Annotated in this window: 20 protein-coding genes; 2 read left to right on the top strand and 18 right to left on the bottom strand. The window is 69.1% G+C overall.

Annotated features, from left to right (window positions below; translation table 11 throughout):
• Window positions 1-74 precede the first annotated feature (74 nt).
• Window positions 75-818, top strand: coding sequence for a sulfite exporter TauE/SafE family protein (locus AB3X07_RS04160; protein WP_369943020.1), 744 nt, complete (start codon window positions 75-77; stop codon window positions 816-818).
• Between the two features lie 289 nt (window positions 819-1,107).
• Here the strand turns inward: AB3X07_RS04160 and AB3X07_RS04155 are convergent, their stop codons facing one another.
• The 4 genes from AB3X07_RS04155 to AB3X07_RS04140 all read right to left on the bottom strand — a co-directional run bounded on the left by AB3X07_RS04155 (window position 1,108) and on the right by AB3X07_RS04140 (window position 5,535).
• Complete coding sequence (locus AB3X07_RS04155; RefSeq protein WP_369943018.1) at window positions 1,108-3,285, bottom strand: carboxy terminal-processing peptidase; 2,178 nt, start codon at window positions 3,283-3,285, stop codon at window positions 1,108-1,110.
• A 234-nt stretch (window positions 3,286-3,519) separates the two neighbouring features.
• Window positions 3,520-4,530, bottom strand: a complete 1,011-nt coding sequence (lipA, locus tag AB3X07_RS04150; protein WP_369943016.1) for a lipoyl synthase — start codon at window positions 4,528-4,530, stop codon at window positions 3,520-3,522.
• 22 nt (window positions 4,531-4,552) lie between these two features.
• A complete protein-coding gene (lipB, locus tag AB3X07_RS04145) occupies window positions 4,553-5,269 on the bottom strand; it encodes a lipoyl(octanoyl) transferase LipB (protein WP_369943014.1) in 717 nt (238 codons plus the stop codon).
• A complete protein-coding gene (locus tag AB3X07_RS04140) occupies window positions 5,257-5,535 on the bottom strand; it encodes a DUF493 family protein (RefSeq protein ID WP_369943012.1) in 279 nt (92 codons plus the stop codon). The genes lipB and AB3X07_RS04140 overlap by 13 nt, the downstream gene beginning before the upstream one ends.
• Before the next feature lie 268 nt (window positions 5,536-5,803).
• Here AB3X07_RS04140 and AB3X07_RS04135 point away from each other — a divergent pair, with 268 nt between their 5' ends.
• Window positions 5,804-6,862: a lipid A deacylase LpxR family protein gene (locus tag AB3X07_RS04135; RefSeq protein ID WP_369943010.1), complete on the top strand. Its 1,059-nt coding sequence runs from the start codon at window positions 5,804-5,806 to the stop codon at window positions 6,860-6,862.
• 286 nt (window positions 6,863-7,148) lie between these two features.
• Here the strand turns inward: AB3X07_RS04135 and AB3X07_RS04130 are convergent, their stop codons facing one another.
• The 14 genes from AB3X07_RS04130 to mreC all read right to left on the bottom strand — a co-directional run bounded on the left by AB3X07_RS04130 (window position 7,149) and on the right by mreC (window position 26,078).
• Window positions 7,149-9,920, bottom strand: a complete 2,772-nt coding sequence (locus tag AB3X07_RS04130; RefSeq protein WP_369943009.1) for a zeta toxin family protein — start codon at window positions 9,918-9,920, stop codon at window positions 7,149-7,151.
• Window positions 9,917-10,267, bottom strand: coding sequence for a hypothetical protein (locus AB3X07_RS04125; protein ID WP_369943007.1), 351 nt, complete (start codon window positions 10,265-10,267; stop codon window positions 9,917-9,919). Before AB3X07_RS04125 ends, AB3X07_RS04130 begins: the two co-directional genes overlap by 4 nt.
• A gap of 356 nt (window positions 10,268-10,623) precedes the next feature.
• Window positions 10,624-11,835, bottom strand: coding sequence for a D-alanyl-D-alanine carboxypeptidase family protein (locus tag AB3X07_RS04120; protein WP_369943005.1), 1,212 nt, complete (start codon window positions 11,833-11,835; stop codon window positions 10,624-10,626).
• Between the two features lie 164 nt (window positions 11,836-11,999).
• Window positions 12,000-13,454, bottom strand: a complete 1,455-nt coding sequence (locus AB3X07_RS04115; protein WP_369943004.1) for a septal ring lytic transglycosylase RlpA family protein — start codon at window positions 13,452-13,454, stop codon at window positions 12,000-12,002.
• Window positions 13,451-14,590 (bottom strand): lytic murein transglycosylase B, encoded by a 1,140-nt coding sequence (mltB, locus tag AB3X07_RS04110; protein WP_369943002.1) that lies wholly within the window; start codon window positions 14,588-14,590, stop codon window positions 13,451-13,453. The genes AB3X07_RS04115 and mltB overlap by 4 nt, the downstream gene beginning before the upstream one ends.
• A gap of 209 nt (window positions 14,591-14,799) precedes the next feature.
• A complete protein-coding gene (locus AB3X07_RS04105; RefSeq protein WP_369943000.1) occupies window positions 14,800-16,191 on the bottom strand; it encodes an NAD-dependent succinate-semialdehyde dehydrogenase in 1,392 nt (463 codons plus the stop codon).
• A gap of 64 nt (window positions 16,192-16,255) precedes the next feature.
• Entirely contained in the window at window positions 16,256-17,662 is a 1,407-nt protein-coding gene (locus AB3X07_RS04100) for an NAD(P)(+) transhydrogenase (Re/Si-specific) subunit beta (protein ID WP_369942998.1), read from the bottom strand.
• Window positions 17,663-17,666: 4 nt separating this feature from the next.
• Window positions 17,667-17,981 (bottom strand): NAD(P) transhydrogenase subunit alpha, encoded by a 315-nt coding sequence (locus AB3X07_RS04095; protein WP_369942996.1) that lies wholly within the window; start codon window positions 17,979-17,981, stop codon window positions 17,667-17,669.
• Between the two features lie 3 nt (window positions 17,982-17,984).
• On the bottom strand, window positions 17,985-19,130 hold the full coding sequence (locus AB3X07_RS04090) for an NAD(P) transhydrogenase subunit alpha (protein ID WP_369942995.1): 1,146 nt from the start codon (window positions 19,128-19,130) through the stop codon (window positions 17,985-17,987).
• Window positions 19,131-19,537: 407 nt separating this feature from the next.
• Window positions 19,538-20,869, bottom strand: coding sequence for a virulence factor family protein (locus tag AB3X07_RS04085; RefSeq protein ID WP_369942993.1), 1,332 nt, complete (start codon window positions 20,867-20,869; stop codon window positions 19,538-19,540).
• Between the two features lie 440 nt (window positions 20,870-21,309).
• A complete protein-coding gene (gene rodA / locus AB3X07_RS04080; protein WP_369942991.1) occupies window positions 21,310-22,428 on the bottom strand; it encodes a rod shape-determining protein RodA in 1,119 nt (372 codons plus the stop codon).
• Complete coding sequence (mrdA, locus tag AB3X07_RS04075; protein ID WP_369942989.1) at window positions 22,425-24,485, bottom strand: penicillin-binding protein 2; 2,061 nt, start codon at window positions 24,483-24,485, stop codon at window positions 22,425-22,427. Before mrdA ends, rodA begins: the two co-directional genes overlap by 4 nt.
• Before the next feature lies 1 nt (window position 24,486).
• Window positions 24,487-24,972 (bottom strand): rod shape-determining protein MreD, encoded by a 486-nt coding sequence (gene mreD, locus AB3X07_RS04070; RefSeq protein ID WP_369942987.1) that lies wholly within the window; start codon window positions 24,970-24,972, stop codon window positions 24,487-24,489.
• The gene (gene mreC, locus AB3X07_RS04065; protein ID WP_369942985.1) at window positions 24,969-26,078 is read right to left on the bottom strand and encodes a rod shape-determining protein MreC; all 1,110 of its coding nucleotides are present in this window, start codon (window positions 26,076-26,078) and stop codon (window positions 24,969-24,971) included. Before mreC ends, mreD begins: the two co-directional genes overlap by 4 nt.
• Window positions 26,079-26,139 lie beyond the last annotated feature (61 nt).

The following is a 26,139-nucleotide window of genomic DNA, read 5'->3' as shown; positions in this document are numbered from 1 at the left end:
CTTCGTCGTGGCCGAAGTCTGCCTGAAGCGATCGCGCATTGTCCGGCGCCGCCGGGCGGCCGATGCTGCGCGCCATGGACTCCCTCGCCCTGCATCTGCTCCCGATCGCCGCGGTGTTCTGCCTGGCCGGTTTCGTCAAAGGCGTTGCCGGGACCGGCCTGCCGACGGTGGCGATGGGTCTGCTCGGGCTGTGGCTGGCGCCACCTGAAGCCGCCGCGCTGCTGGTCCTGCCGTCGCTGCTGACCAATCTGCAGCAGGCCTGGGGCGAAGGCGCGGCACTGCTGTTGCGGCGGCTGTGGCCGCTGCTGGCGGCGATCGTGGCCGGCACCTGGCTCAGCGCCGGCATCCTGGTCGGCGCCGATCCGGCACTGGTCCGGGGTGGACTCGGCTTACTGCTGGCAATGTACGCGCTGCTCGGCCTGAGCCGCTGGCAGGGCCGGCTGGCGCCGCGGCACGAACCCTGGGCCGGCCCGCTGGCCGGGCTGGCGACCGGCCTGCTGAGCGGCGCCACCGGCGTGTTCGTGCTGCCTTCGCTGCCGTATCTTGTCGCGCTGGGCCTGCCGCGCGAGACGCTGATGCGCGCGCTGGGCTATTGCTTCGGCACCGCGACCCTGGCGCTGGCCGCGGCGCTGGCCTGGCATGGCGCGTTCGCGCGCGCGGCACTGGGACCGTCGTTGCTGGCGTTGCTGCCCACCGTGGCGGGCCTGTGGCTGGGTGCGCGGGTGCGCCAGCGCATCTCCGCCGAGGCGTTCCGCCGGGTGTTCTTCCTGACCCTGCTGGCGCTGGGCCTGCATCAGGTGTGGCAGGCGCTGGGGTAGCGTGGCTTTCGGTCCGAGGAGCGCCTCCCTGTAGGAGCGGCTTCAGCCGCGACCGGGCGTTACCGGTAACGCCCCGGTCGCGGCTGAAGCCGCTCCTACAAAAAGCCATCAAGGCGTTTGCGGCGGCACTGCTTACCAACAATGTGACCGTGCTGGTCACCCTACTTTGCGTTAGCTCGCCCAACGCGGCACGCAGGCGATGACGCGGCATCGCGCGAACGCCCAACGAAAAACGCGCCACCGCTAGGCGATGGCGCGTCTGGTCTTCGCGCGACGGTGAGGGCTGGACTCAGTCCGCCCAGCGCCCCGGGCCGGTGGACTGCGGCAGCACCTGTACCGCCAGCGGGCGGTCCTTCTCCAGCAGGTTCAGCGCGTCGGCCAGGATCGCCGCCGACTCGCGCAGCAGCGGATCCGGGCGCTTGTCCACCAGCTTCTCGCGCGCGGCATCCTTGACGATGTCGCGCTCGTTGCCGGTCAGGCCGTCGTCGCTGCTGTCGTCGGCCAGCGGGTCCAGCGGCAGGCCGAGCTGCTTGCGCATTTCCTGGCGCTGCTTGCGCTGCACGTCCTGCTTCTCGCGCTCGGCGCGGCGCTCGGCCTCGTTGAGCACCACGTACTTCTTCGCCGCCTCGGTGCGGAACTGCTGCACGTCCTCTTCCCACCACTGGAATTCCTTGTCGGTGGCGATGCGGCTGGCGTGCAGCGTCTCCAGCCGCGGCAGCAGCGTGGCGAAGTTGCCGTACTGGGTGTGCGGCACGGCGGCGATGCGGGTCCACGGCAAGGCGTTGTCGTAGGTGCTCTCGCCGAATTCGGTGGCGTCGACGCTGGCCGGGAACGCGATGTCCGGCACCACGCCCTTGTGCTGGGTGCTGCTGCCGCTGACGCGGAAGAACTGGGCGATGGTCAGCTTGACCTGGCCGAAGCGGTCGGTCTCGTTGGCCGGCCAGCGGTCCAGGTCGACGATGTTCTGCACCGTGCCCTTGCCGAAGCTGGTTTCGCCGATGATCAGGCCGCGGCCGTAGTCCTGGATGGCGCCGGCGAAGATCTCCGAGGCCGAGGCCGAGCCGCGGTTGATCAGCACCGCCAGCGGGCCGTCCCAGGCCACGCCCGGCTTGTCGTCGCTGTTGACGGTGACGCGGCCGCCGGATTCGCGCACCTGCACCACCGGGCCCTGCTCGATGAACAGGCCGGTCAGTTCGATCGCCTCGTCCAGCGAGCCGCCGCCGTTGTTGCGCAGGTCCAGCACCACACCGTCGACCTTGTCGGTCTTGAAGCCGGCGAGCAGCTTGGCCACGTCGCGGGTCGCCGAGGCGTAGTCGCTGGCGTTGCGGCGGCGGCCCTCGAAGTCCTGGTAGAACGCCGGCAGCTTGATCACGCCGATGCGCCGCGCCGGTTCGCCGTCCTTCGCCGGCAGGGAAATGGTCTCGCCCTTGGCGGCCTGCTCGGCCAGGCGCACCTTCTGCCGGGTCAGCAGCAACTGGCGGTGCTTGCCGTCCACGCCGGCCTCGGCCGGGATGTACTCCAGGCGCACTTGGGTGTCCTTGTCGCCGCGGATCTTGGCGACCACGTCGTCGATGCGCCAGCCGATTACGTCCTCGACCGGACCCGACTTGCCCTGGCCGACGCCGACGATGCGGTCGCCCGGCTTCAACGTGCCGTCCACCGCGGCCGGACCGCCCGGGATGACCTCGCGGATCACCACCATGTCGTCCTGCTTCTGCAGCTGCGCGCCAATGCCCTCCAGCGACAGCGACATCTGCTGGTTGAAGTTCTCGGCGGTACGCGGGGTGAAGTAGTCGGTGTGCGGGTCGACGGTGTTGGTGTAGGCGTTCATGAAGAACTGGAACACGTCCTCGCTCTTCAGTTCCTTCACCGAATCGGCCAGGTTCGCGTAGCGCTTGTCCAGCGTCTTGCGGATGTCCTCCGGCTTCTTGCCGGCGAGCTTGAGCCGCAGCCAGTCGTTCATCACCGACTTGCGCCACAGTTCGTCCAGCTCCTGGTTGTCCTTCGGCCACGGCACGTCCTTGCGGTCGTACTCGAACTTCTCGTCGCCGTTGAAATCGAAATCCTGCTTCAGCAGCTTGCGCGCATAGCCGATGCGCTCGTCCACGCGCTGCCGGTACACGGCGAACACCTGGAACGCCGGATCCAGCTGGCCGGAGGCGATGTTGGCGCCGAGGCTAGCCTGGAAAGGCGCGAACTTGTCGATGTCGGCCTGTGTAAAGAACTGCTTGCTGCCGTCCAGCGTCTCCAGGTACTTCTTGAAGACTTCCTTCGAGGTCGCCTCGTCGAGCGCGCGCGGCCGATAGGCGTAGCGGCTGTCGGAGAGCAGCCCGTACACCAGCTTGGCGGTGGTCGCCTGGTCGGCGGTGGACGCGGCCGGCAGCGCGGGCGCATCGGTGCGGGCGAACAGCGCCAGCGGCGCGGTGAGGGCGAACGCCAGCAGGAAGGCGGAAGCTTTGAATTTCATCTACGTACTCTCGGCACCAGGCCGTCAGGGGGGCTGCAGATCGCGTAAGACCAGATGACAGTGCCGCAAGTTGCAGACCCTGTCACCTGTTCCTGAACCAGACTAGCCGCGGCCCTGTACCGAAGTGTGAATGGCGCCGATGCGGGTGCATCTCGCCCGCGCGACGGGCGGCGCGGTGAACAGCAGGGGGATGCCGCCGCAGCCCCATGGGCGCGGCGACCGAGCGCGACGCTCTCAGGCGGCGACGCCGGCGCCGGCGGCCTGGCGGTCGGCGTGGTAGGACGAGCGCACCATCGGCCCGGAGGCGACGTGGCTGAAGCCCAGCGCATTGCCGTACTCCTCCAGCGCCTTGTACTCGTCCGGCGTCCAGTAGCGCATCACCGGGTGGTGATGGGCGGTCGGCTGCAGGTACTGGCCGATGGTGACCATGTCCACGTCGTGCGCGCGCAGGTCGCGCAGGGTCGCCTGCACCTGCTCCAGGGTCTCGCCCAGGCCGAGCATGATCCCGGACTTGGTGGCGATGGACGGGTGCTGCGCCTTGAACTTCTGCAGTAGGGTCAGCGACCACTGGTAGTCGGCGCCCGGGCGCACGTTCGGGTACAGGTCCGGCACCGTCTCGATATTGTGGTTGAACACGTCCGGCGGATTGGTCGCCAGGATCTCCAGCGCGCGGTCCATGCGGCCCTTGCCGCGGAAGTCCGGGGTCAGGATCTCGATGCGGGTGGCCGGCGCCGCGGCGCGGATCGCGCCGATGCAGTCGGCGAAATGCTGGGCGCCGCCGTCGCGCAGGTCGTCGCGGTCGACGCTGGTCACCACCACGTACTTCAGGCCCATGTCGGCCACGGTCTGCGCCAGGCTGGCCGGCTCGCCGGCATCCGGCGGCTTGGGCCGGCCATGCGCGACATCGCAGAACGAGCAGCGGCGGGTGCAGACCTCGCCGAGGATCATGAAGGTGGCGGTGCCGTGGCCGAAGCACTCGTGGATGTTCGGGCAGCTGGCTTCCTCGCAGACCGTGACCAGGCGGTTCTCGCGCAGCTTGGCCTTGAGATTCTGCACCGCGTTGCCGGACGGAATCCGCACCCGGATCCAGGACGGCTTGCGCAGCACCGGCGCGTCGGCGAACTGCACCGGCGAGCGGTTGATCTTGTCCCCGCCCAGTTGCTTGACGCCGGCCTGCAGCGGCGCGGGCGCGCTGTCGCCGGAAAGGACCTGCAAGGGGATGGTGCGTGCGCTGGGCTGGGTCATGGCGTCGTCGGCGGGCAGGCGGTCAGGCCGCGTGCGTGAGCGTGAGGTCTGGCAAGGCGTCGAGCGGCTGCAGGGTCAGCCCGAACTGGCGCGCCAGTTGGGCCAGCAGCACCGGTTTGACGGCCTGCATGCCGGAGGGACCGCCCAAGTCTAGCACCGAGGTCACCTGCAGGCCCTGGTAGCCGCAGGGATTGATCCGGTGGAACGGCTCCAGGTCCATGTCCACGTTGAAGGACAGGCCGTGGAAGGTGCACCCGCGGCGCACGCGGATGCCGAGCGCGGCGATCTTGGCCGCGCCCACGTAGACCCCGGGTGCGCCGTCGCGGCGCTGGCCGAGGATGTTCCATTCGTCGAGGGTGTCGATGATGGCCTGCTCGATCCGGCACACGTAGTCGCGTACCCCGATCTTCAGTCGGCGCAGGTCCAGCAGCGGATACACCACCAACTGGCCGGGACCGTGATAGGTGACTTGGCCACCGCGGTCCACATGCAGCACCGGAATCTCGCCGGGCGCCAGCACGTGCTCGGGCTTGCCGGCCTGGCCGAGGGTGAACACCGGTTCGTGTTCGACCACCCACAGTTCGTCGGCATCAGCCTCCGTACGCGCGTCGGTGAAGCGCTGCATCGCGCGCCACACCGGCGCGTAGGGCTGGCGACCGAGGTCGCGCACCAGGCACGGCGGGGGCGGCGCCGCAACGGATGCCGGCAGCGGCGCCGGGTCGCCGGTTACAGCGTCCACTTCACTTCCGGGTGATCGCGCAGCGCCAGATGCGCGGCATCGTACTGGGCGCGATCGGCGGCGCGGAAGGCAATGCGCACCGACACGTACTTGCCGTTGGACGAGTGCTTCCAGCTGATGCGCTCTTCCAGCACGTCCACGCCGGATTGGGCGAGCAGGCGCGGCAGTTCGCTCTCCAGCCCGATGTTGGCGGTGCCCATGGCACTGAGCTCGAAGACGCCGGGGAATTGGAAACCGTGTTCGGGGTTGTCGGAAGTGATGTCCATCGCTGCATTATCGGGCCGGCCATGGCCAAACCCAAGGCCGCCGCGCAGGGGCGCCTGTCGTGCAGGCCGCAATGCGACGGCGTGCCATCAACCGGCAGCCACTTGGCAAGCGACGCCGATGGGACGAAGCGATACGGCCGCGCGCCTTCCTCCGGCCCGTACCGGCCTCTATGCTGCGTTCAGCCTCTCCCGCGGACAGGCTTTCACGGCATCCGCGCAGTCAGCCAGCTAGCGTCGCCACACCCTCCCCCCGTTCAGGGACGTCGCCATGCCGTCATCGCGTCTGCCTCTCGCCGTATCCGTGCTGCTCGTCCTCGCCTGCCTGCCCGCCGCCGCCGCGGAGCGCTGCGCGGGCAGCGCGCTGCAGGACACCCCGCCCACCGTCAACCTCCGGGTCGACAACGACCTGTTCGGCGGTGCCGGCCAGGACCAGGGCTACACCAACGGTTTCGGCGTCACCCTGGTTTCGCCGAACCTGGTCGACTTCACTAACGACCCCTGCCTGCCGCGGCTGGCGCGAGCGGTCAACCGCTACCTGGAACGCTTGCATCCAGGCGAATTCGAACAGCAGAACATGGTCTTCAGCTTCGGCCAGGGGATCTTCACTCCGACCGACAAGACGCGCCGCGACCTGATCAAGGACGACCGTCCTTACGCCGGCGTGCTGCTGGTGAACTTCGGCTACAACGCGCGTACCCAGGACCGGTTGCGCACCACCCAGTTGGCGCTGGGCATGGTCGGCCCGTCGGCGCAGGGCAAGCAGGTGCAGGACGCGGTGCACGACGTGCTCGGCGACGAAAAATTCCTCGGCTGGGACAACCAGTTGCACGACGAACCGGTGTTCCGCGTGCTGCACGAGCGGATGCGGCGCTGGCCCGGGGATGCTGCGGTCAATGCCGACGGCTGGGGCTGGGACGCGATCAGCCACTGGGGTGGCTCGCTGGGCACCTTGCGAACCCACGCCAATGCCGGCGGCGAGGTGCGCTTCGGCTGGAAACTGCCGGACGACTTCGGCAGTTCGCCGCTGCGCCCGGCCGGCGAGAACACCGCACCGCCCCGCTACGGCCTGGGTCGCGGCTGGTCGGCGCACCTGTTCCTGACCAGCGACGCGCGCTGGGTGCTGCGCGACATCACCCTGGACGGCAACACCTTCCGCGACAGCCACAGCGTGAAGAAGCGTCCCTTCGTCGGCGAAGCCGGCTTCGGCCTGGCGGTGATGCGCGGCCACTGGAAGTTCGCCCTGGCGCGCTACTGGAGCACGCGCGAATTCGACCTGCAGAAACAGACGCCGGTGTTCGGCAGCTTCACGATCAGCCGGAGGCTGTGACCGGCCAGCGCACGTTGGGAAGAGGCACGCCGGGTGGTTGTTTCACTCTCTCCGCGAGTCGCCGCCGCAGCCAACTGATCCGCCTGGCTGGTCCCGGCCATTTCTGGCCGCTGGCGCCGCTGCATGGCGACAGCGAGCTGCGCCACGCAATCGCGGATGCTGGTGAGTTGCGCGCAGGCTGTTTCGCGATCGCCGAGGGCGGATGCGAGCCGAGCTGCGGAAACAGGCTCCTGCGTGCAGGCTTGCGCGTTAGCTAGCCCCGCGGCGAACCGGTCGGCCTGCCTTGTTAGCCCATCGCAGGCGCGGCCCTGCCGCCCGGACCTTCCTGCTGGCGCTGCTGCGCCTCCATCGCCAGTTGCTGGTCGCGCTGCTGATTGAACGCCTGTGCCTGCTGCGCCGTCGCCTGCAGAGGCGCGGCCGGCTGCGCCACATCGATGGACGCGCGGAAGCCGGGCGTCGTCCCGGCCACCCAGACGCTGTCGCCGGTCATCAGCACGCGGTCGATCCTGCCGGCATCGGCGATCCCGACCTGCTTGGCGCCGAGCATCGCCTGCGCCACGTGGTCGTCGCCGATATGCGCGGGCACGTCCTGGCGGATCCGCGCGAACATCGCCTGGTCGGCCGCCGACAAGGCCGCGAGGCCCTGCGCCTGCGCGGCGCTGCGCTCGGCCGGCGCCGCCTGGCTCAGCAGGTGCGGCGAGCGCAATTGCGCCCACTGCGCGGCGTAATCGGACATCTCGACCGCCTGTGCCTGGCGCGGATCTACCGTGACCGCCTTCGGCGCATCGAACGCCCCGAGCCGCTGCAGTCCCTGCACCTGACCATCGGCGCCCATCGTCACGTTGGTGAGGCGCAGCCCCTCGCGCTCGCCCTTGACCAGCAGCGCCGCGGCCACCTTCTCGCTGTGCGGACCGGACGCGATGCCCTGCCCGGCCTCCATGTAATGCACTTCGCGCAAGGTCCGCGAGAATTCGGCATGGCCTGGATGGCAGGGATCGCGCAGGTCGTGCGCTTTCGCGTGATCGATGGGCAGCGCGGATTTCGTGGATGGTTCGACGGCCTGCGTGGATCGAGCGGTATCGGTGTGTGGCGCCGGCGCATCGGGCACTTCGTGCGCGGAAGCTTGCTTTTGCTCCCTCGCCTGATCCCGCTGCTCGGCCACCATCCCCTTCACCAAGGCATAAGTACCCTCGAGTTCGTCTTGCAGCGTGCCATCAGCGGTGAGCGTGCCCCGCCAGCTCTCGCGCGTCCAATGGCCAGCCGCGTCGCGTGTGTAGGTATTTCCATCAGACCCCGGCTGCCTCTGCGGGTTGTCCCGTGCCTGGGTCACTGCCTCCGGAACAGGGCCATAGCGATCCCATCCCGCTTGTGCATGCAACTCAGCGTAGCGCGCGGCGATCACCGCCGGCGAGCGCGACGCGTTGTTGGCCATCACCACTTGCGCGAAGGCGTCCAATTCGGCGCCCTTCTCCGGACCTGAGGGATCACGATAAGTATGCATGACGTTGCGTTCGAGCAGTCCGTCAGCGATCTGCCTGGTCCATTGCCCCTTGTGCGCCCCGCGCTCCCATGGAGCGTCGCGCAGACTTGGCCTGTCGGTCGAGTCAGCTGGAATTTTGTAGGGATCGACCGGCACATCCGGCGTTGCCAAACGCAGTTGTACCGCGCGACTGGTCGCCTTGAAGTTCAGTTCGTCGGCGATTTGCGGTGGGGCAGTCTCTATGTGGGTTGCCGAGAGGCCGTGATCGCCGAAGGCATCCACCACCGTGCGGGTCCAGCCCTTTTCCGGCGCCTTCGGATCGAAGCTCCAGGCAACGCCGGTGTGATCGGTCTGATTGTTGATGCGGCGCTGCTCGAGCCATTGCACCGCCTCGTTGGCCCCCATGGAACCGAGCACGCCACCCACCAGCCCGGTCACCAGCAATCCCGGGCCCGTCTCCACCCCCGCCGCCGCGCCGATCTGTGCGCCTACCGCGCCGCCCGCCCAAGCGCCGACATTGCGCGCACCGAACCGCAGCATCTGCGCCTGTGCACCGACGTCATTGCCTTGCGCATACAAGTGACCGACGTTATGTGCGGTCTCGGCGGCATCGTAGGCCGTGGCGGCGGCACCAAGCACGCCCATCCCGCGCATCACCACCGGCTTGACCCGCACGTTGAAGTCAGCGGTATGCGCGACCGTGGCCTGTCGCTCCACGCCCTCCACCACCTGCAGTGTCGTGCGTTCATGAAGCAATTGCGAGGCCGTCTGAGGCGCTACGCTTTCGTTGTGCGGCAACCGCTCGGGAAGCTCGGCATGCCAACTGCGTTGCGTTTGCCAACCCGCGTTGAGACCGCGCGTGATGGCGGGATCCTTTAGCCGTGCTTCACGCAACTCTTGTAGAGCTTGCCCAGCGGCGCGGGAATCCTGGCGACTGTCGTAAAGTTCAATGCCCTCTCGATTGAAAAGACGGATGGGCGCCGTGGTCCGCTCTTGCACCGTATCCAGACTTTCCGGTAATTTTTCATAACTTGCGTCACGCCTGTCGCCGGGGACGTAGCGACCGTAGCCAAGCGCATCCAAGGATTTCGAGAAGCGATTGTCGACGCCAAACTCGCTCTCCAGCTTGTGCGCAACCATCGCCCGTACTTCTACCTCATACCCGCGCGCCTGCAGATCCTTGATTAACCCTGCGCTCCACTCGCCATCGCTGAGCGTGGTATCAAAGATTAGATTTTTCTTGCCATCGATCGTAGTTTTTAGCAGCTCGCCTGCCCATTGACTTGCATCTGCATGGGTCATACCAGACCAAGTGTAAGGGTGAGTTCTGCGAAAATCATCCACTTGCGGATGGAACTCACGCAATTCGTCGGGATCGATCAAAACCGCATTGCTTTGCATTTCATCTCGTGCAAATCGGGCAAGCCCTCCTTTTCCCGATCCTGGCTGGCCCGCCAATATGATCGCACTAGGATGCTCCAATGATGATTTTTCATCAAGCGCCGCGTTGGCGAGAATCTTTTTTTCAAAGACGCCGCGATGGTCAGCCTCACTCAAGCGGGAATCTTCACCACTCACGACAGCATCTCCTTATGCGCCTCGATGTATTCCAAAAGCTCATTCAAGTCAGACATGCCACGATTGCCAGACCGTGCATAATGCATTACCTTTTCCTTTTCCTCCGCCCTCCTGATAACTTCAGGATCGCCAGAAGACTCAGCCACCTTGAGCTCATAACGAGCTTCTGAGATGAAGGAAGCAAGCGCATCTTCAAGAATCCACACCGCACCATCGAATGGCATGACAGGATTGGGATTTTTGAAGTAACCACTTAGTATATCTTGCAACTTTTGAATTTTTTCAGGATATTCCTTAAGAATATTACGCACCTTCTGCGGCACCGGAGGGAGAGGCAGTGTATTCATAGGACATATCCTTGCTAGATGAGATTCTAAATCCACGCAAATAGCTCATAGAGCATGCGGCGCAGGTCCATCTTGCAGCCCCTGACTCCAGGCAGGTCAGGATTGAAAGCAGCTAGCGCCCACTACACCTTAAAAGCCTACGAGTAGCCAATGAATAGTGCAAGCGCGTTATCGCAGCTATTGCGACCCTTTCCAATCAAGCGAGAACAGGAAATACGCCCTTCAGGTAGGTGTCTCGGAAGATCACGTCGAACAACTGCATGAAACCCGCGATACCAAAGAAAACGCCCCTGGCGGGGCGTTTAGTAGCGAATCATCCTGCGTCGCAACGCAGGCGCGTCATCGGCAAACCCCCATCACTCCGCTTCCCACCACATCCAGAAGCTATCCCACAGGCGCTTGAAGAAGCCGGCTTCCTCGACCGCCTTCAGCGCGACCAGCGGCGCCTGCGCGACCACCTTGCCGTCCAGCGAGACCTTCACCGTGCCGATCGCCTGGCCCTGCTTGATCGGGGCTTCCAGGGTCTTGGGCACGTCGATCGACGGCTTGAGGTCGTTGTAGCGGCCACGCGGCACGCCGACCAGCAGCGGCTGCGCCACGCCCAGCAGCACTTCCTTCTCGGTGCCCTTCCACACGCGCTGCTGCGCGACCTGCTTGCCCGGTTCGTACAGGCGGTGGGTCTCGAAGAAACGGAAGCCCCAGTTCAACAGCGCCAGGCTATCGTCGGCGCGCTGCTTCTCGGAACTGTCGCCCATCACCACCGCGATCAGGCGCTGGTCGCCGCGCTGCGCCGAGCTGAGCAGGCAGTAGCCGGCCTCGGAGGTATGGCCGGTCTTGATGCCGTCCACGCTCGGGTCGCGCCACAACAGCAGGTTGCGGTTCGGCTGGGTGATGTCGCCGACCTTGAATTCCTTGATCTTGTTGTAGGCGTAGGTTTCCGGATAGTCGCGCACCATCGCCCGGCCCAGCAGCGCCAGGTCGTAGGCGGTGGTGTAATGACCTTCGGCGGACAGACCATGCGCATTGACGAAGTGCGAGCCGGTCATGCCGATCTTCTTCGCGTACTCGTTCATCAGCGCGGCGAAGGCTTCCTCGCTGCCGGCGGTGTGTTCGGCCAGCGCGATCGCCGCGTCGTTGCCCGACTGCACCGCCATGCCCTTTTCCATGTCCTCCAGGCGCGCGGTCTGGTTGACCGGGAAGCCGCTGTAGCTGCCGTCGGTGCCGGCGCCGCCCTCGCGCCAGGCGCGCTCGCTGAGCATCACCTGGTCGTCGCGCTTGATCTTGCCCAGCTTCAGTTCGGCGGCGACCACGTAGGAGGTCATCACCTTGGTGATGCTGGCCGGGGCCACGCGCTGGTGTTCGTTCTCGCCGGCCAGCACCTGGCCCGTGGCGTAGTCCATCACCACCCAGGACTTGGACACGGCCGGCTTGGGCGCCGGCGGGATCGCGACGGCGGCAGGCGCGGTGGCAGCGGCGGCAGGCGGCGCCGGCACCGGGCCGGGGGTCTGCGCGGAAACCAGGCCGACGGCGAACGTGGCCGCGGCAGCGACGGCGAAGCGGAATTTCATCTAAAACGACTCCTGGCGGGCCCGAGGGCCGATGGTAAACGAGGCATTGTAGGGCCAGCCGGCACCGCGCCAGGCGCGTGCGGCGCGCGGACAGGAGCCGGCGTTAAGCGACGTGCGGACGCGGCGGACGCCGCGCCCAGAGGCACGCGGCGCGCGCCTCGCGCTCAGTCCTTGACGATCTGCGGGCGGCCGAAGCCGAGGCTGGCGATGCGGCTGGCCAGTTCGGCGGCACGGCCGTGGTCCTCGGCCGCCACCCGCAGCCGCCACAGCGTGCGCCCGCCGGAAACGATGTCGCTGACGCTGGCGCCGACGATCCCGGCAGAGGCCAGTTGCGACAGCGCGCGGTTGGCGTTCTCGCGGCTGGCGAAGCTGGCCACCTGCAGCAGGATGCCGAGCGGGCCGCGCGAGGCCGCGCTGTCCGCCGCGGCGCGCGGCGCCGGGGGCGTCGGCTCGGCTGCCGTGGCCGCCACGACCGTGGCGGTCGGCGCAGGCGCGCGCCGCGACGGCTCCGGCGCGGCGGCCACGCGCGTGTCCGCCTTGGCCTTGGCCGGCGGCTCGACCTTGGTCGGCTTGCCGGTCGCCACGCGCACGCCACGCGATTTCATCCAGTCGTCGAAATGGTCGGCATTGGCCGCGGTGTCGGCGTCGGCCTGCACGCGGTAGCGCCAGCGCTCGCCTTCCGGCAGCGTGGCCGCGGTCGCGGCAGCGCCGGCGGCGGTCGGTGCGGCCGCCGTGACACTGGCCGCGGATGCGGTCACGGGCGTCTTGGCCGTGGCGACGGTGGCCGAGCGGGCCGGCAGCGCCTTGACCAGGTTGTCCATGTCGGTGGCGCGGCGCGCGGCCGCGGTCTGCGCGGCGCTGGCCGCGCCCGCGCTCGCCAGTACGGCGCCGCCCGCGACCTGCTTGCCGGTCCGGCGGGAGGCGAGCAGGTTGCCGTTGTCGGCCGGGGTCAGCCCGCGCACTTCGACGCGGCCGGTGCCCTTGCCGGTGATGCCGAGCTTGACCGCCGCCGCATAGCTCAGGTCGATGACCCGGTCGTCGTGGAACGGGCCGCGGTCGTTGACCCGGACTACCACCGATTCGCCGTTGTCCAGGTTGGTGACCAGGGCGAAGCTCGGCAGCGGCAACGTCTTGTGCGCGGCGGTGAACGCGTACATGTCGTAGACCTCGCGGTTGGAGGTCAGCCGGCCATGGAACTTGCTGCCGTAGTACGAGGCGGTCCCGCGCTCGACATAGCTGTGCGGGTCGTCGATGACGGTGTATTCGCGCCCCAGCACGGTGTACGGCGAACGGTTGCCGATCGCCGAACGCGGTTCGTCGGTGACCAGCGGCTCGGGGATGCAGGCGACGTTGGGCACGTAATCCGGGGTGCTGTCGGACACGCCCGGCGCGTACAGGCCGCCGGCGGTGTAGTTGCCGCGCTTGGACGGATCTTCCTTGGCCGGCGCATACGGCGAGGTGGAGGGGCAGCCGGTGGCGACATGCGCCGGCCCGCGGCCCTGCACCTTGACGCCGGGCGCGGCGCCGGCACCGGCGGTCTTCTTCGGGGCGCTGCTGCAGGCGGCCAGCGCCAGCAGGGCGACGACGGGGACGATGCGGAGCAGCGCGTTCGGATTCATGCCGGGGGGAGCTCCTTGCCGGCGATGGCCTGGGACAGTTGGTACACGGCCATCGCGTACATCTTGGAAATGTTGTAGCGGGTGATCGCGTAGTAATTCTGGAAGCCCAGCCAGTACTGCTTGCCGGCACTGCCGTCGTCGAGCGCGATCGGCGTGGCGGTGGCGCCCGCCGGGACCGGTGCGCTGGGTTGGTAGCCGCGCGCGGCGAGGTCGGCCAGGGTGTAGGTCGGCGTCCAGTCGGTCGGATTGAACTCCTCGGCGCCGGGGCGCAGCGTGGCCGGCACCGCGACCAGCCCGTCGCGCACCCAGCCGCCCTTCTTCACGAAGTAGTTGGCGATCGAGGAAAACACGTCGTCGTAGTCGGTGAACAGATTGCGCTTGCCGTCGCCATCGCCGTCGACCGCGAACTGGCGGTAGCTGGACGGCATGAACTGGCCCATGCCCATCGCGCCGGCGTAGCTGCCGATCAGCGTGGTGATGTCCAGGTTCTCCTCGCGGCCGAGCGCGAACAGCTGGCCCAGTTCGTCGCGGAAGAACAGTTCGCGACGCACCTCGCGCTCGAGCTTGGCCGGATCGCCGCTGCGCGGATAGCGGAATGCCAGGGTGTACAGCGCGTCGAGCACGCGATAGCTGCCGGCGTTCTTGCCGTAGCTGGTCTCCACGCCGATGATCGCGACGATGATCTCGGCCGGCACGCCGGTGCGCGCCTGCACCCGCAGCAATTCCTCGCGATGCGCGGCCAGGAACGCGCGACCGCCGTCGATGCGCGCCTGGCTGATGAACATGGGCCGGTACTCGTTCCAGGGCTTGACCCGCTCGGCCGGGCGCGACATCGCCGCCACGATCGGATCCTTGAACTGCGCCTGCGCCAGCGTGGCTTCGATCTGCGCCGGGTCCAACCCGTACTTGGCCGCGGTGTCGCGCACGAAGTTGGCGCGCGCGATCTCGAACGGGACCGGGGTCAGGTCCACCGGCGGCGCGGGCGCCGCTTCGGGCGCGGTACCGGCGGGCGGCGGCGCGGACGGTGGCGGTTGCGGCAGCGTCGTGGCCTGCGGCGGCGACGGCGGCGCCTTGGGCTGGGTCGCGCATGCGACCAGGCCAAGCGTGATCAGGCAAATCAGCGAGCGTCGAATCATGCCGGCAGGTTAACAGAGTCCAGATGAATTTCCACCAATAACGCCATGAAACAAAAGAACTTTGCCGCGATTCAAGCGTACCGACGTATTCATCCGCCGCCGGACGCCGGACCGCGGGACAGACCGCCGGCGGCACGCCCCTCCCCACCCGCAAACGCAAGGCCGCCGGTGGTTGCCCACCGGCGGCCGGGTCTGCATGGCGGCGGAGGTCAGAACGGCGCGTCGATGTCCACCACGTCGATCAGCTTGTGGTTGACGAACTCCTTGATGCCCAGCCCGATCAGTTCGCGGCCGTAGCCGGAGCGGCGCACCCCGCCGAACGGCAGGTCGGCCTTGACCATGGTCGGATGGTTGACGAACACCATGCCGGTGGAGATGCGCTTGGCCACCGCCACGCCACGCGCGGTATCGGCGGTGAACACCGAACCGCCCAGGCCGAACGGCGAATCGTTGGCGATGCGCACCGCGTCGTCCTCGTCCTGCGCCTGGAACAGCATCGAGACCGGGCCGAAGAACTCCTGGTAGTAGGCCGGGTTGTCCTTGGTCACGTTGGTCAGGATGGTCGGCTGCACGAACGCGCCCTGCGTCGGCACCGACGGCCCGACCTCGGTGGCGGTGGCGCCATGTTCGACCGCCGCGGCGATCTGCAGCTTGAGCTCGTCGGCCGCGCCCTGCGAGGACAGCGGCGCCAGCGTGGTCGCCGCATCCATCGGATCGCCGGCCTTCAGCGCAGCCACGCCGTCGGTGTAACGGCGCAGGAATTCGGCGTACACCTCCCGCACGATGATCATGCGCTTGGACGACACGCACACCTGGCCGCCGTTCCAGTGGCGGCCGAACACCGCCCACTTCACCGTCTTGTCCAGTTCCGCGTCGGCCAGCACCACGAACGCGTCGGCGCCGCCCAGCTCCATGGTCGATTTCTTCAGCGCCTTGGCCGCCTGCGCGGCGACGATGGCGCCGGCGCCTTCCGAGCCGGTCAGCGCCACGCCATGCACGCGCGGATCGTTGAGGATGGTCTCGACCTGGCTGCGGGTCGCGTAGAGATTGGCGAACGCGCCGGCGGGCAGACCGGCTTCGGCCATCAGCGCCTCGAACTTCGCCGCGCACTGCGGCACGTTGGAGGCATGCTTGAGCAGCACCGTGTTGCCGGCCGACAACTGCGGGGCGATGATCCGCGCGATCTGGTAATACGGGAAGTTCCACGGCTCGATCGCCAGCAGCACGCCCAGCGGATCGTGCACGACCATCGCCTGGCCCTCGGCCGGATCGGCCACCGGCAGCGTCTCCGGCGCCAGCAGGCGCTCGGCGTTGACCGCGTAGTACTCGAAGATGTCGGCCGACAGGATCACCTCGGCTTCCGCTTCGCCGATCAGCTTGCCCATTTCCAGGGTCAGCAATCGCGCGTAGCCGCGCACGTCGGCACGCAGCAGCTGCGCCGCCGCGTGCATGACCTTGGCGCGCTCGGCGAAGGACGCCTTCTTCCACTTCTGGAAGGCGGCGTCGGCCGCGCCGATCGCGGCCAGCACCTGCGCATCGGTGGCCTCGGGGAAGCTGGCGAGCAGTTCGCCGGTGTAGGGATTGCGGGTTGCATAAGCCATGGTCGTGCCCTCGTGGGAAAGTGCGGAAGCGCCGGCGCGTCGCGACGGCGTGGGAAGCGTTCGGTCACACGGCCAGTTCCTTGACCGCCTGCACCATGCGGTTGAGCACCGCGGCGGCGTCGCCGTAGACCATGTCGCAGTTGTCGCCGTAGAACAGCAGGTTCTCCACGCCGGCGTAGCCCTTGCCCTGGCCACGCTTGATCACGTAGACCTGGCGCGCCTGGTCGGCGTTGAGGATCGGCATGCCGTAGATCGGCGAGGCCTTGTCGCTGCGCGCGGCCGGGTTGACCACGTCGTTGGCGCCGATCACCAGCGCCACGTCGGTGCTGGCGAAGCTGTCGTTGATGTCGTCCATGTCGAAGATCAGGTCGTAGGGCACGCCGGCCTCGGCGAGCAGCACGTTCATGTGCCCGGGCATGCGCCCGGCGACCGGGTGGATCGCGAACTTCACGTCCACGTCGGCGGCCTGCAGCAACTTGACCAGTTCGTACAGCCGCGTCTGCGCCTGCGCCACCGCCAGGCCGTAGCCGGGCACGATGATGATGCTGGAGGCGTAGCGCATCGCCACCGCCGCATCGCCGGCGTCGACGGACGTCATGCGCCCCTGCACATCGCCCTGCGCGGCGGCCGCGCCGTCGCCGAAATTGCTGAACAGCACGTTGGCCAGCGAGCGGTTCATCGCCTTGGCCATCAGCACGGTCAACAGCGTGCCGGCCGAGCCGACCACCATGCCGGCGATCATCAGCGCCGGGTTCTGCAACGCGAAGCCTTCCAGGCCGACCGCCAGGCCGGTGAAGGCGTTGTACAGCGAGATCACCACCGGCATGTCGGCGCCGCCGATCGGCAGGGTCATCAGCACGCCGAAGCCGAGCGCGGCGGCGAAGAACGCCAGCGCCGCCCAGCCGCCGCCGAGTTGCGCCACCACCAGCGCGCCGAGCACCAGCGCCGCGACGAACACGCAGGCATTGAAAGCGCTCTGGCCCTTGAAGCGCCACGCACTGTTGATACGCCCATCGAGCTTGGCCCAGGCGATCACCGAGCCGGACAACGAGATCGCGCCGATCAGCGCGCCGAGCACGGTCACCGCCAGATGCAGGCCGCCGTGTTGCGGCGTGCGCGAGGTCAAGGCCACCGCCGCCACCGCGGCCGCGGCACCGCCGCCCATGCCGTTGTACAGCGCCACCATCTGCGGCATCGCGGTCACCGCGACGCGGCGCCCGCTGCGCCAGGCCCAGGCGCCGCCGAGCGCCAGCGCCACCAGCGCCAGGGCGAGATTGGTCAGCGCATGCGGCCGCGCGCTCGGCTGCAGGTCGGCCAGATAGCCGAACGCGGCGGCGACCGCGACCAGCATGCCGACGCCGGCCAGCACGATGCCATGCAGCGCGGTCACCGGCGAGGACATGCGCTTGAGGCCGAGGATGAACAACAGGGCGGCGGCGAACCCGCTGATTTCCACCAGAAGTTGCAACATGGCGCTATTCCTTCGCGACGGGCTTGGCGCTGGGCTTGAACATCGCCAGCATGCGGTCGGTGACCACGTAGCCGCCGGCGGCGTTGCCGGCGCCGAGCAGCACGCCGACGAAGCCGAGCGCCTGGCCGGCGACGCTGTCGGCGTTGAACAGCGCGTGCATCGCGCCGACCACGACGATGCCGTGGATGAAATTGGAGCCGGACATCAACGGCGTGTGCAGGATCGACGGCACCTTGCCGATCACTTCGTAGCCGGTGAATGCGGCGAGCATGAACACGTACAACGCGATCACCCAGCTCATCGACAGATCGAGATTCATCGCTCAGGACTCCTTGGCAGGTGCGGGCGCCGGCGCGACGGCCGGCGGCGCGGGATGGCAGCGCCGGCCATCGCGGGTGAGCGCGGTCCCGGCCACGACGTCGTCGTCGAAGTCCGGCGCCAATGCGCCATCGCGCACCAGCAGCTCGAGCAGGTTCAGCAGGTTCTTCGCGTACAGCTCGCTGGCGTGCTGGGCCAGCGCCGAGGGCACGTTGCACGGGGCGACGATGGTCGCCGGCCCGACCTCCACGGTCTGCCCGGGCACACTGCCCTCGCAGTTGCCGCCGCTGTCGGCGGCCAGGTCCACGATCACCGCGCCGGGCTTCATGCCGGCGATCTGCGCGCGGTCGATCAGGATCGGCGCGGTGCGGCCGGGCACGTTGGCGGTGGTGACGATCATGTCGGCCTGCTGGATGTGCTGGGTCAGCACCGCGGCGGCCTTGGCGCGCTCGGCGTCGGTGAGATCGCGCGCATAGCCGCCCTCGCCGCGCGCATCGATGCCGGTGTCGACGAAGCGGGCGCCGACCGATTGCGCCTGTTCGCGCGTCTCCGGACGCACGTCGTAGCCTTCGGTGATCGCGCCGAGGCGACGCGCGGTCGCCAGCGCCTGCAGGCCGGCCACGCCCAGGCCCATCACCAGTACCCGCGCGGCGCGCAGCGAGCCGACCGCGGTGGTCATCATCGGCAGGATCCGCGGCAGGTGCACCGCACCGAGCAGCGGCGCGTAATAGCCGGCCAGCGCGGCCTGGCTGGACAGCACGTCCAGCGCCTGCGCACGGCTGATCCGCGGCACCGTCTCCATCGCGAACGCGGTGATGCGGCGTTCGCACAACAGGTCCAGCAGGCCCGGCGCCTTGGCCGGATACAGCATCGCGACCAGCATGCTGCCCGGCCGCATCGCCGCCAGCGTCTGCAGCGACGGCGCCTGCACCGCCAGCACCAGGTCGGCGCCGGCGACGACCTCTTGCGCATCGGCGAGGACGGTGGCGCCGGCGTAGGCCGCATCGTCCAGGCGCGAGGCGCTGCCGGCGCCGGCCTGCAGGCGCAACTGCGCGCCGAGCTTGGCCAGCTTCGGCAACAGCGCGGGCACCATCGCCACGCGCCGCTCGCCGGCCTGTTCTTCCTTCATTACCGCGACGGTGAACGCCATGGTCGTGCCTGTGGGGGACTGCGGGCACGATGCGCCCGCGGCCTGGCGCGCACATTGATTGCGATCAATCGCGGCCGCCGCGTTGGGGCGCGAGACAGGTGGTCGTGAACGCCGTGGTCGTCCGCGTCCAATGCGATCGGGAATGGCGCCCGTGTCGCGTCGGGCGAGGACGCAACGACGCGGGCGACGGCGTCATGCCACACGCCCCCATCGCGCCAGCGACGCCGCGGCCGTGGCGCGCTCAGCGGCGAAAGCGGCTCAGCGAACGTGCGGCAGATGTGCGCGTGCGGGCCGCGAACGCACGCGTCGCAGCGCCACCCACAGGCGACCGGCGCCGGCACATTCGGCGCCAGCGCCCCGCTCCTGGATGGCACGCGCCTCCGGCCGCGCTGTGCGGCCGGTCGGCGTCACTGGATACCGTGCGCCGCTTCCTGCGGCGGCACGGCGGGCGCCGCGGCCGCGCCGGGATGGCCGTCGTCGAGGACGGCGACGGGGCGGTGCGCGTGTTCGGCGATCTGTTGCCAGCGCGTGTCCACGATCGTCGCCAGACCGGCCGGGTGCTTGTCGAAGTGGTGGCCGCCATGCAGCGTGACGATCTGCGCGCCGGTGCCGCGCAGCTCCGGGCACACCGTGTCGTCTTCCTTGTCGCCGTACACGCACAGCAATTGCGCCGGCGCGATCCGCGCGATCTCCGGCAGCACCGGCTTGGCGTCGCCGGCGTCGCCCAGGTTCAGCCAGTTGCGCACGCGGATCTGGAAGTCGGCCTTGTGCTCGATGCCGAACAGTGCCAGCAGACCGACCTGCGCGCGCTGCGCCGGCGGCAGCCGGTTGTACATGAACGGCATCGCGGTGGCGCCGAAGGAATAGCCGACCAACAGGATCTTCTGCGGATGCCAGCGCTGCTGGTAGTAAGCGATGACCCGGCCCAGGTCGGCGCTGGACTGCGCCGGCGGCTTGGCATGCCAGAAGTAGCGCAGGCTGTCCCAGCCCACCACCGCGATCCCGCGTTGCTGCAGCGCCTCGGCCATGCCCTTGTCGATATCGCGCCAGCCGCCGTCGCCGGACAGCACGATCGCCAGCGGCGCGCCGGGCGTGCGCACCGGCAGTTCCGTCAATGGCAGGTCGTCGAGCGCACCGCCCTTGGCCGGCGCGTTCAGATGCACGGCCACGCGCGTGGCCAGCGCGGTATCGGTCGCCACCGCAGCGGCGGGCGCGATGTCGACGAAGCCCTGCGCGGCGGTGGCTTGCGCGGTGCCGGCGCAGACCTCGGTCGGCAGCGGCGCCACGCCGATCGCGCCGCCCAGGGTCGCCGCCGGCGCCGCGCCGACGATGCGCTCGGCCAGCGTCGCCGCGCTGCCGCTACCGGCGAGCAGCGGCAGGAAGTAGCTGTCGCCGTGCAGGTCGCGCTGCAGGCGCCGGCTCAGTTGCTCGGCATCGTGCCAGGCATGGCTGCAGCCGCGACCGGCGCGTTGCAGCCGCGCCTGGTAGCGATCGCCATTGACCGTGGCCACCAGCGCGCCGGTGGCGGCGATGCGCGCGGCCGCCGCGCGCCGCTGCTCCGGGCTGCCGTTGGCGAGCAGGATCACCATGCCGCGCACCGGCCCGGCCGGCTGGGTCAGCACCACGCGGCCATAGCCGCAGCAATGCACGATGCCGGGCGCGAAATAGACATGCGCGATGCCATAGCCAGCCAGACCCAGCAACAGACACGCCAGCAACCACATACGCGGGAATTTCATCAAAACGCATCCATGCCGGCAGCGCCGGGCGGACAGGAATCACGGACGAGGGAATCAAGGGACTGCCGAAGAACGGGCGGACGCAGAGGCACGGGACGGGCCAGGCCCGGATCACGTTGCGCTGCGCTGGGCTCCCTTGGTGGACGCGGGCGGCCTGGGCGGTGTCGACGCCGCACGGCTCGCTCTGAACAGATCCTGCGCTCGCCGCGGGGGCGCGAACGGCACCGCGGCGTGGCATCGTTGCGGATTGTGCGCAGCGCCGACATGCGCCGCAATCGGTCGCCACGTTCGCGCTTGCTCGCCGTTAAGCCAGCGTGACGGGCAGCGCTGGCGATGTACCTGGGCCGTCACCCATCGATCGCGCGCAGCGGGCGGCGCGGGGACCGGCTGGCCCCGATGCGTCGACACGCCCCAGCCGCTCCAGGAATTGCGCAGCGTCGCTAGTAGCCGTGCACCGGACGATGCGACTTGACCGCCATCACCAGGCCCAGCCCGGCCAGCAGCGACACCGCCGAGGTGCCGCCGTAGCTCATCAGCGGCATCGGCACCCCGACCACCGGCAACAGTCCGGAGATCATGCCGCCGTTGACCAGCACGTAGACGAAGAACGCCAGGCCGGTGGCGCCGGCCAGCAGCCGCGAGAAGGTGTCGCGCGCCTGCACGGCGATCCACAGGCAACGCCCGATCACCACCAGGTACAGGGTCAGCACCGTGGCCACGCCGATCCAGCCGAATTCCTCGCTGAGCACGGAAAAGGCGAAGTCGGTGGTCTGCTCGGGGATGAAGTTCAGGTGCGACTGCGAGCCCAGGCCCCAGCCCTTGCCGTGCAGGCCGCCGGAGCCGATCGCGATCTTGGACTGGATGATGTTCCAGCCCGCGCCGAGCGCGTCGTTCTCCGGGTTGAGGAACATCATGATGCGGTCCTTCTGGTAGGGCCGCAGCAGCCACAGCCAGGCCACCGGCGCGGCCGCGGCGACGCCGCCGACCGCGATGCCCACCCACCACCACGGCAGCCCGGCCAGCAGCAGCACGAACGCGCCGCTGGCGGCGATCAGCACGCCGGTGCCGAAGTCCGGCTGCAGCATGATCAGCGCGGTCGGGATGCCGATGATCACCGCGCTGACCAGCACGGTGGGGATGCGCGGCGGCAGCGGCATGCGGTGCAGGTACCAGGCCACCATCATCGGCATGCTGATCTTCAGCAGTTCGGCCGGCTGCAGGTAGAACACCTTCAGGTCCAGCCACTGCCGCCCGTACTTGCCGGTGCCCAAGACGAACACCGCCAGCAGCGGCAGCATCGACAGCGCGTAGATCAGCGGCGTCCACGCGCGCAGGCGCAGCGCCGAGACCCGCGACAGGCCCCACATCGCCGCCGCGCCGATGGCGAAGCGCATGCCCTGCGCCAGCATCAGGTGGTTGCCGCCGGCCTGGCCGCCTGCGCTCTTGAGCACCGCCAGGCCGATCGCCATCAACGCGGCCAGGGCCAGGCACATCGGCCAGTCCAGGGTGCGGGTGAAGCGGCCACCGAGATCGGCCAGCCAGCGCAGGAAGTCCTTCATCGTTCGTCCGGGATCTCGTCGGGGATCGGCGGCGGCGCATCCGCTGGCGGCGCGCTGGCCGCATCCACCGCGACCGGCCCGACCAGCACCGGGCGCTCGCCGGCGGCCAGCGCGACCGCGTCGGCCGCGGCGCGCGAGCCCGGATCCTCGGCGTAGTACAGCCGGCTGCCGAACGCGGTGGCGCCGCGCAGGCTGTCCAGCGGCTCCACGCCCGGCGGCAACCGGCCGAGCAGCCAGGCATCGAAGATCTTGCGCGCGATCGGCGCGGCGGTGCTGGCGCCGTAGCCGCCGCCTTCCACCGCGATCGCCAGGGCGATGGTCGGCTGCTCGGCCGGGGCGAAGCCCTCGAACAACGAGCGGTGGCGCAGGTGCATCGGCAGGCTGCGCGGATCCACCGCGGCGATGCCCTTGCGGCTGACCACCTGCGCGGTGCCGGTCTTGCCGGCCATCTGGTACGGCGCGCTGACCGCGATCGCATGCCCGCTGCCGCCCGGGCGCATGGTGTCCATCATGCCTTCGCGCACCGCCTGCAGATTGCCGGGGTTGTCGCTGATCGGCTTGCTCGGCGCCAGCGGCACCGGCGTCCACGGCTGGTCGAACGCACCGCGCTGCGCCATCACCAGATGCGGCGTGCGCAGTTGGCCGTCGGCGATGCCCGCCACCGCGCGCACCAGTTGCAGCGGCGTCACCTTCCAGTCGCCCTGGCCGATGGCGATGTTGACCGTATCGCCGGGGTACCACGCTTCCTTGCGGCTCTTGGCCTTGTAGGCCGGCGACGGCACGATGCCGCCGCTCTCGCCGACCAGGTCGATACCGGTGGGCATGCCGAAGCCGTAGCGAGTCATGTACTGGTCGACCTTGCCGATGCCCATGTCGATGGCGAGCTTGTAGTAGTACGTATTGACCGATTGCGAGATCGACTTGCGCAGGTCGGTCCAGCCGTGGCCGCCGCGGTGCGAGTCGCCCCAGCCGCGGCTGACCCCGGGCAGGTAGAACATGCCGGTGGAGAGGATCTTGTCCTCCGGGCGGCGGGTGCCGCTGTCCAGGCCGGCCAGGCCCATGAACGGCTTGATGGTGGAGCCGGGCGCCACGCCGCCCAGCACCAGGCGGTTGAACTGCGGCCGCGACGGGTCGCTGTTGAGCACCTGGAAATCGGCGTGGGAGATGCCGTTGACGAACAGGTTGGGGTCGTAGGACGGCAGGCTGACCATGGCCAGGATTTCGCCGGTGCGCGGATCGATGGCGATGGCCGAGCCCTGGTAGTCGCCGAACGCGGCGACCATGGCGCGCTGCAGGTCGGCGTCGATGGACAGGCGCAGGTCGGCGCCGGACTGCGCCGGCACCCGGCCGACGGTGCGGATCGCGCGGCCCTGCACGTTGGTCTCGACCTGCTCGTAGCCGACCTTGCCGCGCAGCTCCTCCTCGTAATAGCGCTCCAGCCCGGACTTGCCGATGTGGGTCAGCGCGGCATTGCCCTCGCCCAGCGTCTCCAGGTCCTTCTCGTCGATGCGGCCGACGTAGCCGATGATGTGCGCGAACAGGTCGCCGTAGGGGTAGTGGCGGGTCAGGTACGGCTCCAGCTCCACGCCCGGGAAACGCCAGCGGTCCACCGCGAAGCGCGCCCGCTCCTCCTCGCTGACGCGCAGCTTCAGCGTGATCGGGCGGAAGCTGCGGCTGGCCTTGCGCGCGGCCTGGAAGCGTTCGATGTCCTCCGGCGACAGCGCGATGACCTTGCCCAGTTCGGCCAGCAGCGCGTCCATGTCGTCGACCTTGTCCGGGGTCACGTCGAGCCGGAACGCGGGCACGTTCTCGGCCAGCAGGCGCCCGTTGCGGTCGTAGATCATGCCGCGCCCGGGCACCACCGGCCGCGGCTTGATGCGGTTGGCGTCCGAGCGCGTGGCGTAGATGTCGTGGTCCAGCACCTGCAGCTTGAAGTACCAGCCGCCCAGGCCGACCAGCGCGAGCAGCACGCCGAGGAAGCCCAGCGCGGCGCGGCGCCGGAACTGCTCGGCCTCGGCATGCGGGTTCTTCTGCGCGCGGCGCGGATGCAGGGCCATGCTACTTGCTCCGCCGGCCCAGCCGCAGCGCGTCCAGCAGCACGAACAGCGGCGGCCACAGCGCCATGCCCAGCAGCGGCGCCCACCAGTAGTTCCACGGCAGCGGCGGCTCGCCCACCGCCAGGTGCACGGCCGCGGCGACGATGCGGTCGTTGAGCAGCAGCCCACCGATCGCCAGCGCCTGCTGCGACATCGGGAAGAAGCGGATGCGCGCGCGGAAGCGCTGCAGGATGAAGCTGAAGATCACCAGCCGCAGCGCCTGCTCGCCAAGCACGCCGCCGTACAGCAGGTCGGCGACCACGCCGATGGCGAAGGCGAAGCCCAGCCCGACCTTGTCCGGCGTCTCGATCACCCAGTACGCCACCACCAACGCCAGGAAGTACGGGCGCAGCGGCTGCAGCAGCAGCGGCAACGGGATCAACCCCAGCAACAGCGCCACGATCACGCTGACCGGCAGCACCCAGCCTTTGCTGCGCAGGCGGCTCATTGGTCCGTCTCCTGTGGAGACGGACGGGAATCGGGAGTGGGGAATGGGGAATCGGTGGTCGCGCGCGCGGGCTTGGGCGGCGCCGAGGTGGGCGCGGCGCTGGATGGGTGGGTCGTCGGCGATGCCGTGGCGGCCGCCGCCGGGGGAGCCGCCAGCGCCGTGCCTCGCGCCGCGGCCGGAGCGTGACCACCTGCCGTCGCGGCAGCGGCGGGCGGCGCCTCCGCAGATGCCGTGGACGCCGGCTTCACCAATTCCCGATTCCCGATTCCCCACTCCCGGCTCTTCAACAACAGCACATCCCGCCCCCGATCCAGCTTCGCCGCCGGCTTCAGGTCGCCGACCAGGAAGGCATGGGTGTCGTCCGGGCGCAGCGCCGAGATGGTGCCGACCGGGAAGCCGGCCGGGAAACGGCCGCCCAGGCCGGAGGTGACGATTTCGTCGCCCACCTCGACCCCGGCGCTGAGCGGGACGTCGCGCAGTTGCAGGGTGTCGCCACGGCCATAGACGATCAGGCGCACGCCGTTGCGCGCCACCGTCACCGGCACCGCGTGGTCGGGGTCGGTCAGCAGCAGCACGGTGGAGTGCAGCGGGGTGACCTCGATCACCTGGCCCATCAGGCCGCCGGCGTCGATCACCGCCTGGCCGACGTGCACGCCGTCGCGGCTGCCGGCGTCGAGCACCAGGCGCTGCCGGGTCGGGTCCAGGTCGATGTCCAGGATCGGCGCCAACTGCACGTCCAGCCCGCGGCGCTCGGCCACGCCGAGCAGTTCGCGCAGTTGCGCGTTGTCCAGCGCCGCGGTCTGCAGCCGGGTCAGGCGCGCCTTGGCGATCAGCAGTTCGTTGCGCAGCGCGCGGTTTTCCTTGACCAGCTGCGCATGGCTGGCGGCGTTCTCCTGCACCTGCGAACCGAGCCGGCCCGGCAGCCCGGCCAGCGCCCACAGCGGCTGCACCAGCAGGTTGGTCTGGGCGCGCAGCTGGGCCAGCCAGCCGGCCTGCGCGTCGAGCACGATCAGCACCACCGCCAGCGCCAGGTACGCCAGCAGGCGCGGCGTGCTGGCGGCTTCGCCGGGACGGGCAGTGACGGGAGGACCGGCGTAAGGAGGCACGGGCTAGAGCCGGGAATGGGGAATCGGGGGTGGGGAATCGGAAAGCAGAAGCGCGCCCCTG

The sequence above is a fragment of the Xanthomonas sp. DAR 35659 genome (genome assembly GCF_041242975.1).
Taxonomy (GTDB): domain Bacteria; phylum Pseudomonadota; class Gammaproteobacteria; order Xanthomonadales; family Xanthomonadaceae; genus Xanthomonas_A; species Xanthomonas_A medicagonis.
Note: the sequence above shows the minus strand (reverse complement) of the source record. Positions and strands in the feature narration are given on the sequence as shown.